This is a genomic window from Stenotrophomonas sp. NA06056 (genome assembly GCF_013364355.1).
Classification (GTDB): domain Bacteria; phylum Pseudomonadota; class Gammaproteobacteria; order Xanthomonadales; family Xanthomonadaceae; genus Stenotrophomonas.
The window spans coordinates 1,005,339-1,017,230 of sequence record NZ_CP054931.1; the positions used below are offsets into that span (position 1 = coordinate 1,005,339).

Here is an 11,892-nt window from a genome sequence, read left to right on the forward strand (position 1 = left end):
CGAGCCCCGCGAAGGCTCGATGGCCGATTTCCCTACCGGAACCCGCCATGAGCTTCGCCACCAGCACCGTGCTTCGCCCCGAACCCTTTGTCCCCGTCAGCGTGCCGGTCGATGACCGCGTGCATGCCGAGCGCGGCGAGTTCGCCGCAGTGCTGTCGATGCGTCATGCCGGTCCTTGCCCGGTACGCCTGCGCTATGAGTGGGTCGGTCCGGTCAACGCCCCTGTGGTGGTGCTGGCCGGCGGTATTTCCGCGCACCGCCATGTGGCCTCCAACGCGCAGTTCACCGAGAAGGGCTGGGCCGAAGGCCTGGTCGGCAGTGGCCGCGCACTGGATCCGCAGCAGCTGCGTGTGCTCGCGTTCGATTTCATCGGTGCCGACGGTGCGTTGGATGTGCCGATCGATACCGCCGACCAGGCCGATGCATTGGCACTGCTGCTGGACCACCTCGGCATCCGCGCGCTGAAGGCGTTCGTCGGCTATTCGTACGGTGCGCTGGTCGGCCAGCAGTTCGCGATCCGGCACCGTGCACGGGTACGCCAGCTGGTGCTGGTCAGCGGCGCGCACCGTCCGCATCCGTATGCCGCCGCCTGGCGTGCGCTGCAGCGCCGTGCCGTGGCGCTGGGCCAACTGCAGTGTGGCGAAGACCACGGTCTGGCACTGGCCCGCCAGTTCGCGATGCTCAGCTATCGCACGCCGGAAGAATTCGGCGAGCGCTTTGATGCCGCACCGGAAGTGGTCAATGGCCGCGTCCGTGTGGCGGCCGAAGATTACCTCGACGCCGCTGGCGCACAGTACGTCGCACGGACACCGGTCAATGCCTACCTGCGCCTGTCCGAGTCGATCGACCTGCACCGCGTGGACCCGAGCGCGATCCTGCCGCCGACCGTGGTGGTTGCCGTTGAAGGCGACCGCCTGGTGCCGCTCGCCGACCTGGTCGGCCTGGTCGAGGGCTTGGGCCCGCGCGGCAGCCTGCGCGTGCTGCGCTCGCCCTACGGGCACGACGCCTTCCTGAAAGAAACCGATCGCATCGACGCGATCCTCGCCACCGCCTTCCGCACTTCTGGAGAGTCCGCATGAGCCTGCACGCCGCTGAACCGTCCTGTTGTCGCACCACTGCCGCCGTCCGCGCCGGCATCGATCGGGACACCGCCCATGGCGCGGTCACGCCGCCGATCGTGCTGTCGTCGAACTTCAGCTTTGAAGGCTTCGGCAACAAGCGCCAGTACGACTACACCCGCAGTGGCAACCCCACGCGCGACCTGCTGGGCGAAGCGCTGGCCGAACTGGAAGGCGGCGCCGGTGGCGTGGTGACCGCCACCGGCATGGGCGCGATCAACCTGGTGCTGAACGCATTGCTGCAGCCCGGCGATACCCTCGTGGTGCCCCATGATGCGTACGGTGGCAGCTGGCGCCTGTTCAACGCGTTGGCGAAGAAGGGCCATTTCGACCTGGTCACCGCCGACCTGACCGACCCGCGTGCGCTGGCCCAGGCGTTGGCCACGCAGCCGAAGCTGGTGCTGGTGGAAACCCCGTCCAACCCGCTGCTGCGCATCACCGACCTGCGCTTCGTGATCGACGCGGCGCACAGGGCCGGTGCGCTGGTGGTGGTCGACAACACGTTCCTGTCGCCGGCGTTGCAGCAGCCGCTGTCGTTCGGTGCGGACCTGGTGCTGCATTCCACCACCAAATACATCAACGGCCACAGCGACGTGGTCGGCGGTGCAGTGATTGCCCGCGATCCCGCCGTGCACGAGCAGCTGGTGTGGTGGGGCAACGCGCTGGGCCTTACCGGCTCACCGTTCGATGCGTTCCTGACCCTGCGCGGCCTGCGCACGCTGGATGCGCGCCTGCGCGCACACCAGGAAAACACCGCCGCAATCGTGGCACTGCTTGATGCGCATCCGGCGGTAGCCAAGGTCTATTACCCGGGCCTGGCCGATCATCCGGGCCACGCCGTTGCCGCCCGGCAGCAGAGTGGTTTCGGCGCGATGCTGTCCTTCGAACTGGCCAGCTGTGCCGGCGAAGATCCGCACGCCGCGGTGCGCGCGTTTGTCGATGGCCTGCGCTACTTCACGCTGGCCGAGTCGCTGGGGGGCGTGGAGAGCCTGATCGCGCACCCGGCAACCATGACCCATGCAGCGATGACTGCCGAAGCCCGCTCTGCTGCGGGCATCAGCGACGGGCTGCTGCGGCTGTCGGTCGGTATCGAAGGCGAGCGCGACCTGCTGGCGGATCTGGGCGCTGCATTGGCACGCGCCGAAGCGGTGATCGACGCAGTGGCACGCGGCAAACAGGTGGCAGACGCATGAGCGCTTTGCCTGTCGAGATTCCGCTGCTGGGCAGTGGCCGCTTGGCGCTGCTCGGAACCGGCACCGTCGGTTCGGCCTTCGTACAGCGCTACCAGGCGTTGCAGGCGCGTGGGCTGGAGTTGCCCAGCGTGCAGTGGCTGGCCAATTCGCGCACGGCGCTGGCGATCGATCGTGATCTGGTGTTGCCGCTGGAACTGGCACGCCGTGCGCCGCGCGATGGGCAGAGCTCGCCACCGTGGGCCAGTGCCGAAGGGCTGGAGCGTGGTGACGTGGTGGTCGATGCCACTGCCAGCGAAGACGTAGCGGCGCGCCACGTGCAGTGGTTGGCGCGCGGTGTGCACGTGGTCACCGCCAACAAGCTCGGCCGCGGTGCGCAGCTGTCACGCGCGCAGGCCATCGCACAGCATTGCGCCGACAGTGGTGCGCGCTACGGCGACAGTGCCACCGTCGGTGCTGGCCTGCCGTTGCTCAGCAGCCTGCGTGCGCTGGTTGCCGGTGGCGACCACATCCATGCCATCGAAGGCGTGCTTTCCGGCTCGCTGGCGTGGCTGTTCAATCGTTATGACGGCCAGTCGCCGTTCTCGGCGGCGGTGCGTGAAGCGCTGGCGGCCGGCTACACCGAGCCGGACCCGCGGTTGGATCTTTCCGGCGAGGATGTCCGCCGCAAATTGTTGATCCTGGCCCGCAGCAGCGGACTGGCGCTGGACGCTTCGCAGGTGCAGGTCGATTCACTGGTGCCGGATACGCTGGCGGCGTTGCCGCTGGAAGATGCCGTCAATGCGCTGGAACAGCTGGATGCACCGCTGCAGGCGCGTTGGCAGCAGGCGCGCGCGAACGGCCGGGTGCTGCGGTTTGTGGGGCGTGTTGATGGCGAAGGCGCGCAGGTGGGCCTGCGCGAGCTGCCGGCCGATCACCCGTTGGCGCAGGGCGCGGGCACCGACAACCGCGTGGCCATCCACAGTGATCGCTATCAGCGCCAGCCGTTGCTGATCCAGGGGCCTGGGGCGGGTGCGGAAGTCACCGCTGCCGCGCTGCTGGATGACGTGCTGCGGATCGTGGGCTGAGCCCAGCCGCTGCGCTCGCCGGGCATGGCCCGGCGCTACCCACACCGATCCTGGTAGCGCCGGGCCATGCCCGGCGGTCATGGAACGTCAACGCGCTTTGAGTGCCTTCAACAACGCCGCATTGAACTGCTTCGGATCCTGCACCTGCGGCGAATGGCCCAGTGCCGCGAACTCGACCAGGGTCGAGCCAGCAATCGCCGCCGCTGCGGCCTTGCCCAATGCCGGGTAATTGCCCAACGTGCCCTTCAGTTCGGGCGATGCCTGGTCACGGCCGATCGCTGTGCGGTCCTTCTGGCCGATGAACAGGGTGGTGGGCACCTGCAGGTTCTTCAGCTCGTAAATCACGGGTTGGTTGAACACCATGTCCGAGGTCAGCGCCTGGCTCCAGGCGACCTGCTGCTTGCCTGGGCCCTCGTACATGCCCGACTGCATGCGCGCCCAGGGTTCGTACGCCGGCTTCCACTTGCCGTCGTAGTACACGTCCAGCTGGTAGCGGCGGATGCTGTCATAGCTGATGTTCATTTCGCCGGCGTACCACGCGTCCACGCTGCGCCAGGGCACGCCCAGCGCCTTCCAGTCCTCCAGTCCGATCGGATTGACCAGCGACAGACTGCGCAGCTCCTGCGGATACATCAGCGCATAGCGGATCGCCAACATGCCACCCATCGAATGGCCGACCACATGCACCGGTACGTCACCCAGTTGCAGCTGCTGCAGCAACGCATGCGTGTTGTCGGCCAGTTGCCCGAAGGAATACTGGTAGCGCTCGGGCTTGCTCGATTTGCAGAACCCCACCTGGTCCGGCGCGATCACCCGGTAGCCTGCAGCCAGCAGTGGCTTGATCGTCTCCTTCCAGGTGGCTGCGCAGAAGTTCTTGCCATGCAGCAGCACCACCACGCCGATCGGCTTCTTCTTCGGCGCGACATCCAGATAGGCCATTTCCAGCGGCTGGCGCTGTGATTCCAGCGCAAAGATCTTCACCGGATAACCGTAATCGAATCCCTCCAACCGCGGCCCGTAGGTTGGCGCAGCGAGAGCGGACAACGGAAGGCAGGCAAGCAAGGCTGCAGCGATCACGCGCATGGGAGATTCCGGGGCAGGGGATGCCCGAGCCTAACCGGAAAGTGGGGACGGTGTTGTCCGTTGTAGAGCCGAGCCCACGCCCGGCTGCACAGGTAGAGCCAGGCCATGCCTGGCTGCACCCATCATCAGCACTCGATGACGTTCACCGCCAGGCCGCCGCGGCTGGTTTCCTTGTACTTGTCCTGCATGTCGCGGCCGGTATCGCGCATGGTCTTGATGACCTTGTCCAGCGACACCTTGTGCTTGCCGTCGCCTCGCATGGCCATGCGCGACGCATTGATCGCCTTCACCGCACCCATCGCATTGCGTTCGATGCACGGAATCTGCACCAGACCGCCGATCGGATCGCAGGTCAGGCCCAGGTTGTGCTCCATGCCGATTTCCGCCGCGTTCTCGATCTGGCTCGGGTTGCCACCCAGCGCTGCAACCAGACCACCGGCGGCCATCGAACAGGCCACGCCGACCTCACCCTGGCAGCCCACTTCTGCGCCGGAGATCGAGGCGTTTTCCTTGTACAGGATGCCGATTGCCGCCGAGGTCAGCAGGAAGTCGAACACCCGCTGCTCGTTCGCGCCCGGGCAGAAGCGGTCGAAGTAGTGCAGTACCGCCGGCAGCACGCCGGCCGCGCCGTTGGTGGGCGCAGTGACCACGCGGCCGCCGGCAGCATTTTCTTCGTTCACTGCCAGCGCGTACAGGTTGACCCAGTCCAGCGTGGTCAGCGGGTCGCGCATCGCCGCTTCCGGTTTGGAGGACAGTTCGCGGTACAGCGCCGGTGCGCGGCGGCCCACTTTCAGGCCTCCCGGCAGCACACCTTCCTCACGGATGCCACGCGCCACGCAGGACTGCATCGCGCTCCAGATCTCGCGCAGGTTGTCGCGGATCTCTTCTTCGCTGCGCCAGCATTTCTCGTTCTCGAACATCAACTGGGCGATGCTCAGGCCGCTGCGGGCGGTCTGCGCCAGCAGCTCGTCGCCACTCTTGAACGGGTAGGGCAACGGTGTCTCATCAGGTACGATCCGGTCATCGGCCGCGTCATCCTGGTTGACCACGAAGCCGCCGCCCACCGAGTAGTAGTCGCGGGTGGCCAGCACTTCGTCGTCGGCGTTGTACGCGGTGAAGCGCATGCCGTTGGTGTGGTAGGGCAGCTTCTGTCGCTTGTTCAGCCCGAGGTCGCGCTTTTCGTCGAAGGCGATCTCGTGCTGGCCCATCAGCATGATGCGCTTGCTGCTGCGGATGCGTTCCAGCGTGGACGGAATGATGTCCGGGTCGATCAGGTTCGGGCGCTGCCCTTCCAGGCCAAGCAGGATCGCCTTGTCGGTGCCGTGGCCGCGACCGGTCAGGGCAAGCGAGCCGTACACATCGGCACGGATGCGCGCGACCTCCGCAAGCTTGCCCGGGTCGAGCAGCCAACGATGGATGAAGCGCTCGGCGGCCCTCATCGGCCCGACGGTGTGCGAGGAGCTCGGGCCAATGCCGATCTTGAAAACGTCGAACGTGCTGACAGCCATGGTTGCCGTACTGCGGGTACCGGGAGAGACCGCTATTCTAGCGGTTCACGCCGCACTTCCATGACTGCGGCGCAGCATTTCCGCCAAGGGAGCAAGCCCCGGTGTTGATCCTGTTCCAGCGTGACGACTGCCATCTGTGTGATATGGCCCTGGCCGAACTGGCCAAGGCGCGGGCGCCCGAGTTTGAATCGGTGTTCCTCGATGACCAGCCAGCGTTGGAGGCGCGTTATGGGGCGCGGGTGCCGGTGCTGCGCGATGAGACGGGCGGGCGGGAGCTGGACTGGCCGTTCGATGCGGCCTCGGTGCAGGCCTGGCTGGCGGCCGGGTGAATCCGCCGGGCATGGCCCGGCGCTACCCTGTGTCACCGTTCAAGGTAGCGCCGGGCCATGCCCGGCGGCAGACCCGTGTTATTTCGCGTCGAACTTCACGATGGTGCTGATCGCGGTTTCGTCCGGAATGGTCTTGGTATCGGCCCAGTCGCCGCCGCCAACACCGAAGTCCAGACGCTTGACCGTGGCCTTGCCGGTCAGCACCGGCTGTGCGCCGGGCTTCCAGGTGAAGGTGAAGGTGACCGGCTTGCTCACGCCACGCAGTTCCAGCGTGCCGTCGGCGGCGAACTGGTCGTTGCCCAGCGCACGGAAGCCCTTTGCGGTGTAGCGCGCGGTAGCGAACTTGCTGACGTTGAAGAAGTCCGCCTCCTTCAGGGTGGAGTCGCGGTCGCTGTTGCCGCTCTTGGCGCCGGCCAGCGGAATCACCACGTCCAGCGAACCTGCGGACGGGTTGGCCGGATCGAAGCTGAGCTTGGTGGCAAAGCCCGGGAAGCTGCCGGTGAACACTTCACCATCGTATTTGGTGGCAAACGCCAGGAACGAACCGGCACCAGGGGCCTGGGCGTAGTCGGCGGCGAGTACCGGTGCGGTGGCCAGCATGCCGGCGAGGGCGGCAGCCACGGCGGCCGGGGTGGTCAGTTTCAGGTTCATCGGTCAGTCCTTCTGGGGAGAGGCGAGCCAGCCACGCGGCAACATCCGGGACAGGGTGGCATCGCGCTGGAACAGGTGGTGGTAGAAGGCGGCGCCGGCATGGGCCAGCACCACCGCGATCAACAGCCAGAAGCCGTATTCGTGCAGGGCATGGGAAACCGCCACGACCTGCGGGTCCGGTCCGCTCAGCTTGGGCACGTCGACCAGGCCGAACCAGCGGAACGGGCGCAGGCCGCTGGCCGAGTCGTATATCCAGCCCGACAACGGAATGGCGAACATCAGCACATACAGCAGCACATGGGTGGCGCTGGCGATGCGCTCCTGCCAGCCCGGTACGCCCGGTACCGGTTTGGGGGCACCGGCGTACAGACGCCAGCCCAGGCGCAGCACCACCAGTGCCAGCACGGTGATCCCGATCGACTTGTGCGCGGTATAGACCCAGAAATACTTGGGCGTCTTGGGCAGTTCGCCCATGGTCAGGCCGACGATGCCCAAGGCGAGGATCAGCAATGCGATCAGCCAGTGCAGGGTCTGGCTGACACTCCCCCAGGCGGCGGGCGTGTTCTTGGCGGTCATGAAGGGTCCTTGGTGGCCGTCTGGCTGTCGGAGTGGGGTTGGGGCGCGGGAGTTCCCGGAGAATCGCTGCGGTCGAGCGTGGCTTCAGCCTCGATCCGCACCTGCACCGCATCACCGATCACGCCAGGCCAGGCAGTGATGCCGAAGGCGCGCCGGCTCAGTGACGTGGTGGCGGAAAATCCTGCGGTACGCCGGAACGGCGGCAGTGGATAGCGTTTGATCTGGTTCAACGTCACGTCCAGCGTGACCTCCTGGCTGACACCGCGCAGGGTCAGGGTGCCCAGTACGCGCGCATGGCGGGCGTCGACCGGTTCGACCTGGCGGGAGACGAAGCGGGCGGTGGGGAAGCGGTCGCCGTCAAGCAGGCTGCGCGCCAGCGTGGCCTGGTTCCACTTGGCATCGCCAAGGTCCAATCGCGCTACCGGAATCTCGACGTCCAGCGTCGCTTCGCGCCAGTTGTCGCTATCGAAGTACAGTTGCCCCTGGCTGCCGGAGATCGTACCCAGCGCCTGCGAGTAGCCGGCGTGGTCGATCGCGAACAGCACCCGGGTGTGCACCGGATCGATGCGGTAGGCATCGTTGCCTGCCCAGGCGGGGGCGACGGCAAGCAGCATCGGCAGCAGGGCCAGGCAGAGGCGCATCGGCGGTGGACTCGGGGAAAAAAGACCGTTCGATCATACCCATAGCCCCTGCGCAACGCTGTGTGCACGACTGCAACAGTTTGTGGTGCCGATGTGGCCGGAAACAGGCTGTTGCAGCGATGTCTCCAGCCCTGTGTGACAATCGGCACAGGACAGGGGGTTCAGGATGACGAGCGGCTGGCGCCGGTGGTGCCAAGGCATTGCAGGAGCAGGTCTGGTGCTGTTGGCGCTTTCCGCTGCAGCCGCGACCTTGGACATGGCCGGTGAAACGCCGCGCCTGCGCCGCTTTGGCGCGGCCGAAGGGCTGCCCTCGCGCATGGTGGTCGCGCTGGCTGAAGACCGTCAGGGCCGTGTGTGGGCCGCCACCGACGGTGGCCTTGCCCGCTATGACGGTGGGGAGCTGCGGGTCTGGCAGCACGACCCGGCACAACCGGATTCACTACCCGGCAACGAGATCGAAACCCTGCTGATCGACCCGCGGGACCGGGTGTGGGTCGGCATCAATGGCAAGGGCCTGGCCCGCCTGGATGCCGATCGCGAGCGCTTCAAGACCTTCGAGTCCGTTACCGAAGGCTGCCAAGGGCAGTTCTGGACCTTGGCCTATGCCGAGGACGCGCTTTGGATCGGCAGCAGCAGCCATGGGGTCTGCCGCTTTGGCGAAGACGGCTCGTTGCGCTATTTCCAGCATGATCCGGCGCAGCCCGGCGGACTGCCGAGCGACACGATCTTCAGCAGCCTGGTCGATGCGCAGGGACGTCTGTGGGTGGGAACCGAAGCTGGCGTGGCGCGCTGGAATGGCCACGCCTTCGAGGCCGTGGCGCCGCGCGAACTGAAAGCGGTCAATGTCCTGCGGCTGAGCCGCGATGCCGATGGCGCGATCTGGGTCGGCACACAGAACGACGGCCTGTATCGCATCGATGCGCAGGACCGGGTGACGCGACCGGCCTGGGCCGACAGTGCTGGCCTGCGTTCGGCCCTGGTGCTGCCCGACAGCCGCGGGGGCTATTGGGCGGGAACCTCCGATGGACTGCTGCGCGGTGACGGCCAGGTGTTGCGCAAACTGGATGGCGACCGTGGCAGTGGCTTCCTGACCGGTCACAGCGGCGTGCTCGACCTGCTGCAGGACCACGAAGGCGGGCTCTGGGTGGCCCTGCTGACGCAGGGGCTGGCCTATCTTCCACCGGACTGGCGACGCTTTTCGACCTGGTACCAGCTCGATGGCAGGCCGCTGGACAGCCAGTACCTGCTGAGTGCCGCCGCTGACGGTGACAGCTACTACGTCGGTTCAGCGCATGGTGTCTACCAGATCGATGCACAGGGGACGTTGAGCCTGTTGGCCAGCAACCGTGAGCTGGGCAGCGGTGCGGTGTGGTCGGTGCTGCCGCGTCCCGACGGACGGCTGTGGCTGGGCCGCGCTGGCCGTATCAGCGTCTATGACCCGGCGACGCGCGCGCTGCGTGACTGGCGCATCGACGGCGGCTCCGACCTGCGGCAGCGGATCGATCTGATGCGGCAGGCGCCTGATGGAACGGTCTGGGTGTCGGTGATGAATCTGGGCCTGCAGCAGCGCAGTGCGGAGGGCCGCCTGTTGCGCAGTTTCGACGCGGCGACGCTGCGTGGCAGCACTGATGCGCCGGTCGAGCAGATCCGCTTCGATGCCGGCGGGCGGGCCTGGGTGATGGGGGAAATGGGTATCTGGCGCGAGCAGGGTGACCGCTTCGAAGCGGTGCCGGGCGTGTCCCAGGGTTCCATCTACGATCTGGTGTGGATCGATCCCCGGCAGATGTGGATCGCACGCCAGGGCGCGTTTGAACGCTACCAGTGGGATGGCCTCAGCCTGCGTCTGATCCAGCGCGTCGATGCCAGTGCCGGCGTGCCGCCGGTCAGCATGGGAGGGTTGGCCCTGGCCAGCAACGGACAGGTGTGGGCGACGACGCCCCGTGGCCTGCTGCGCTGGGATCCGAAACAGCGTCGCCTGCAGATCTTCAACGAGCGCGACGGCCTGCTCGATGCCGAGTTCACCGGACGCCCGCCGGCGATCGCTGCCGATGGCCGGGTACTGGCTGTGACTCAGACCGGCATGGTGGGCTTTGATCCAAATGCCGCCGACACCGAACTGCCGCCGTCGCAGCTGGTGATCGCGCAGGTTCGCGTCCGTCGCGACGATGCGCGCGGCTGGCAGCCCCTGCCAACCTCCGGCCTGCTGTTGCTGGGTCCCGATGACCGTGATCTGCAGATCGATGCGCGGTTGCTGTCCTACGCCAGCCCGCAGGGCAACCGCTATCGGTTCCGTGTGGACGGTTACGACCAGAACTGGGTGGAACAGGGCGGGGATGGCCAGCGTACGTTGTCGCGGCTGCCGCCCGGAGCCTATTCGGTCGAGGTGCAGGCCGCATCGGCCAGTGGGCCGTGGACGCCTTCGCAGCAGCTGCACATCAAGGTATTGCCGCCCTGGTGGCGCAGCAGCATGGCGATCTTCGGCTATGTGATGCTGGGTTCGCTGTTGCTGCTGGCACTGCTGTGGTTGATCCGCAGGCGCCTGCGGCGGCGCCAGCAGTGGCAGTTGACGGTGCACAAGCAGCAGATCGCCGAGCAGGCATCTCAGGCCAAGAGCCGATTCCTGGCGACCCTGGGCCACGAGGTGCGCACGCCGATGACCGGCGTACTGGGCATGAGCGAACTGCTGCTGGCTACCGAACTGGACCCGGTGCAGCGCAGCTATGCAGGCTCGATCCAGCAGGCTGGCAGCCATCTGCTGCGCCTGGTCAACGATGCCCTGGACCTGGCACGGATCGAGGCCGGCCGACTGGAACTGGATATCCGGCCGTTCGATCTGGGCGGGCTGCTGGACCAGGTGCAGGCGCTGATGCAGCCGATGGCGCAGCAGCGCAGGCTGGCCTTCCTGCGTGAGGGAGACCTGCCAGGCCCGATCTGCATCAGTGGCGATGAGATGCGCGTCCGCCAGATCCTGCTGAACCTGCTGGGCAACGCGATCAAGTTCACCGAGCGTGGCCATGTCGGCCTGGCGGCACGCCTGGACGAGAACGGCGGCGTGGTGACCTTCGAGGTCAGCGACAGTGGGCCGGGCATCAATGCCGAGCAGCAGCAGCGGCTGTTCCATCGTTTCGAACAGGCCGATGGCCCGCGGACCGCCTCGCGCTATGGTGGCAGTGGGCTGGGCCTGGCAATCTGCCAGGAGCTGGCGGTGGCGATGGGTGGCCGCATCGATGTCGACAGCCAGCCGGGGCGTGGTGCGCGTTTCTCAGTGCGGCTGCCGCTGCCATGGAGCCGGCAGCAGGCCTCCAGCCATGGTGAAGCAACGTCGCCGACGCTGCCTGCACTGCGCATCCTGCTGGTCGAGGATGATGCAACCGTTGCCGAGGTCATTGCCGGCCTGCTGCGCAGCCGTGGCCATGAGGTGGTGCATGTGCTGCATGGCCTGGGTGCGCTGTCGGAGATTTCCACCGAGGGCTTCGATGTCGGCCTGCTCGACCTCGACCTGCCGGCATTGGATGGCACTGCCATCGCCCGCCAGCTGCGTGCGATGGGCTACGAACTGCCGTTGGTGGCGGTTACCGCGCGCTCGGATGCCTATGCCGAGACCCAGGTGCTTGCAGCCGGCTTCGATGGTTTCCTGCGCAAGCCGGTGACCGGCGATCTGCTGGTTGCGGCGATCGCCCAGGCACGCAGCAAGCGGCAGATCATCAGCTGAGTACGGCATCTTGCGAC

General features: G+C 66.8%; 10 protein-coding genes. 5 read left to right on the forward strand and 5 right to left on the reverse strand.

The annotated features are described in order from the left end of the window. The first annotated feature begins 47 nt into the window (after window positions 1-47). From HUT07_RS04380 to HUT07_RS04390, 3 genes are read left to right on the forward strand one after another with little or no spacing between them, the layout of a single operon-like run. A complete protein-coding gene (locus tag HUT07_RS04380) occupies window positions 48-1,079 on the forward strand; it encodes a homoserine O-succinyltransferase (RefSeq protein ID WP_176019906.1) in 1,032 nt (343 codons plus the stop codon). After that, window positions 1,076-2,311, forward strand: a complete 1,236-nt coding sequence (locus HUT07_RS04385) for an O-succinylhomoserine (thiol)-lyase (protein WP_176019907.1) — start codon at window positions 1,076-1,078, stop codon at window positions 2,309-2,311. Before HUT07_RS04380 ends, HUT07_RS04385 begins: the two co-directional genes overlap by 4 nt. Continuing rightward, a complete protein-coding gene (locus HUT07_RS04390) occupies window positions 2,308-3,375 on the forward strand; it encodes a homoserine dehydrogenase (RefSeq protein ID WP_176019908.1) in 1,068 nt (355 codons plus the stop codon). The genes HUT07_RS04385 and HUT07_RS04390 overlap by 4 nt, the downstream gene beginning before the upstream one ends. 87 nt (window positions 3,376-3,462) lie before the next feature. Here the strand turns inward: HUT07_RS04390 and HUT07_RS04395 are convergent, their stop codons facing one another. Together HUT07_RS04395 and HUT07_RS04400 are read right to left on the reverse strand one after the other, a co-directional pair. Continuing rightward, window positions 3,463-4,458 carry an alpha/beta hydrolase gene (locus tag HUT07_RS04395; RefSeq protein ID WP_176019909.1) on the reverse strand — a complete coding sequence of 332 codons (996 nt, stop codon included), beginning with the start codon at window positions 4,456-4,458 and terminating at the stop codon, window positions 3,463-3,465. A gap of 125 nt (window positions 4,459-4,583) precedes the next feature. Continuing rightward, on the reverse strand, window positions 4,584-5,966 hold the full coding sequence (locus tag HUT07_RS04400) for an L-serine ammonia-lyase (RefSeq protein WP_176019910.1): 1,383 nt from the start codon (window positions 5,964-5,966) through the stop codon (window positions 4,584-4,586). 101 nt (window positions 5,967-6,067) lie between these two features. Here HUT07_RS04400 and HUT07_RS04405 point away from each other — a divergent pair, with 101 nt between their 5' ends. After that, on the forward strand, window positions 6,068-6,295 hold the full coding sequence (locus tag HUT07_RS04405) for a glutaredoxin family protein (protein WP_176019911.1): 228 nt from the start codon (window positions 6,068-6,070) through the stop codon (window positions 6,293-6,295). Between the two features lie 78 nt (window positions 6,296-6,373). Here HUT07_RS04405 and HUT07_RS04410 read toward each other — a convergent pair whose 3' ends face one another. From HUT07_RS04410 to HUT07_RS04420, 3 genes are read right to left on the reverse strand one after another with little or no spacing between them, the layout of a single operon-like run. Next, window positions 6,374-6,946, reverse strand: a complete 573-nt coding sequence (locus HUT07_RS04410) for a YceI family protein (protein WP_176019912.1) — start codon at window positions 6,944-6,946, stop codon at window positions 6,374-6,376. A gap of 3 nt (window positions 6,947-6,949) precedes the next feature. Next, the gene (locus tag HUT07_RS04415; protein WP_176019913.1) at window positions 6,950-7,522 is read right to left on the reverse strand and encodes a cytochrome b; all 573 of its coding nucleotides are present in this window, start codon (window positions 7,520-7,522) and stop codon (window positions 6,950-6,952) included. Then, window positions 7,519-8,163, reverse strand: a complete 645-nt coding sequence (locus HUT07_RS04420; RefSeq protein WP_176019914.1) for a YceI family protein — start codon at window positions 8,161-8,163, stop codon at window positions 7,519-7,521. Before HUT07_RS04420 ends, HUT07_RS04415 begins: the two co-directional genes overlap by 4 nt. A gap of 166 nt (window positions 8,164-8,329) precedes the next feature. Between HUT07_RS04420 and HUT07_RS04425 the strand changes: the two genes are divergently transcribed. Then, the gene (locus tag HUT07_RS04425; protein WP_176019915.1) at window positions 8,330-11,875 is read left to right on the forward strand and encodes an ATP-binding protein; all 3,546 of its coding nucleotides are present in this window, start codon (window positions 8,330-8,332) and stop codon (window positions 11,873-11,875) included. Window positions 11,876-11,892 lie beyond the last annotated feature (17 nt).

Coding starts and splice junctions, on each gene's coding strand:
- HUT07_RS04380 (WP_176019906.1), top strand. CDS start 48: ATGAGCTTCGCCACCAGCACCGTGCTTCGCCCCGAACCCTTTGTCCCC.
- HUT07_RS04385 (WP_176019907.1), top strand. CDS start 1,076: ATGAGCCTGCACGCCGCTGAACCGTCCTGTTGTCGCACCACTGCCGCC.
- HUT07_RS04410 (WP_176019912.1), bottom strand. CDS start 6,946: ATGAACCTGAAACTGACCACCCCGGCCGCCGTGGCTGCCGCCCTCGCC.
- HUT07_RS04395 (WP_176019909.1), bottom strand. CDS start 4,458: ATGCGCGTGATCGCTGCAGCCTTGCTTGCCTGCCTTCCGTTGTCCGCT.
- HUT07_RS04425 (WP_176019915.1), top strand. CDS start 8,330: ATGACGAGCGGCTGGCGCCGGTGGTGCCAAGGCATTGCAGGAGCAGGT.
- HUT07_RS04420 (WP_176019914.1), bottom strand. CDS start 8,163: ATGCGCCTCTGCCTGGCCCTGCTGCCGATGCTGCTTGCCGTCGCCCCC.
- HUT07_RS04415 (WP_176019913.1), bottom strand. CDS start 7,522: ATGACCGCCAAGAACACGCCCGCCGCCTGGGGGAGTGTCAGCCAGACC.
- HUT07_RS04400 (WP_176019910.1), bottom strand. CDS start 5,966: ATGGCTGTCAGCACGTTCGACGTTTTCAAGATCGGCATTGGCCCGAGC.
- HUT07_RS04390 (WP_176019908.1), top strand. CDS start 2,308: ATGAGCGCTTTGCCTGTCGAGATTCCGCTGCTGGGCAGTGGCCGCTTG.